The organism is Vibrio sp. 2033, from assembly GCF_033339735.1.
In genome coordinates, this window is record NZ_JAWOVC010000169.1 from 1 (window position 1) to 904 (window position 904).

A 904-nucleotide genomic window follows, 5' to 3' on the forward strand; every position below is an offset into this window, starting at 1 on the left:
TGAAATAATCCGTGGTGTCGTACTTATGGTTACTTGGCGAGGAAAAAATCGGATTGAAGTACAATGCAGTTACACCCAATTGCTCAAGGTACTCAAGCTTTTGCTCAACGCCTTTTAGATCACCACCGAAGAACTCACGTGCCCCAGAGTTTTGGTGATTCCCTACTGGTTCTCCCCACGTTTTAATTACAGCATTAGGATCGTACTCGCAGTACGCTTCACGAATCGCAGACTCACTTTGACTCGCGGCAAAACGATCAGGAAAAATCTGATAGAAAACTTGTTCTTGAACCCACTTTGGCGGTTGATGGTTTACATTCAATTTGAAATGAAATTCTTTGGGCGGAATACGTTTTTGCACGCCACGTGCGTCTAGCCAATATTGCTGACCGTTTCTAACGACTTTAAATACATAGTGGGTGATGTCTCGATCTCTATTCGGCTCGAACGATACTTCCCACAGCAGTAACTCTCCAACTCTGCCGCATTGCACCATGGCGACAAGGTATTCTTCGTTGTCTGGCTCAATACGCGCATAAACAGCATCAAATGTTAACGCTTCTGTTTTTAGACAGACCTTCACGCGTTTACCATCGAAGGCTAAACCATCAACCGTCTGGCTATGAAAGAGAAATGGCAAAGACATAATAAGCACTCTTTAATAGGTGGATATGCCACTATTTTATTAAAGAATGAGAGATAAAAAATCCTCCTTGGAAATTCGGTGCTTTACCTATTTTCTCAAGGAGGATCACACTTGGTAGGCGTAGTCGCGGCTCTGACTATGTCGAAGAAACGCGTAACGAATCAGACATGCTATTTAATTGAGTAATAAACTGTCATCCGAAAGTTCTTCGCCTCGAACTTTAGAAAACATGTCTAGTAGATCAGGCACTTGCATATT

At 42.7% G+C, this 904-nt stretch carries 1 protein-coding gene and 1 pseudogene; both read right to left on the bottom strand.

Annotation, left to right across the window (positions count from 1 at the left end; all coding sequences use genetic code 11):
- Positions 1–646 (bottom strand): alpha amylase N-terminal ig-like domain-containing protein (locus tag R7P74_RS25360; RefSeq protein ID WP_318123408.1); only part of this gene is annotated, 646 nt, incomplete at its 3' end.
- Between the two features lie 174 nt (positions 647–820).
- Positions 821–904: pseudogene (locus R7P74_RS25365) on the bottom strand (ABC transporter ATP-binding protein); the annotation flags it as partial.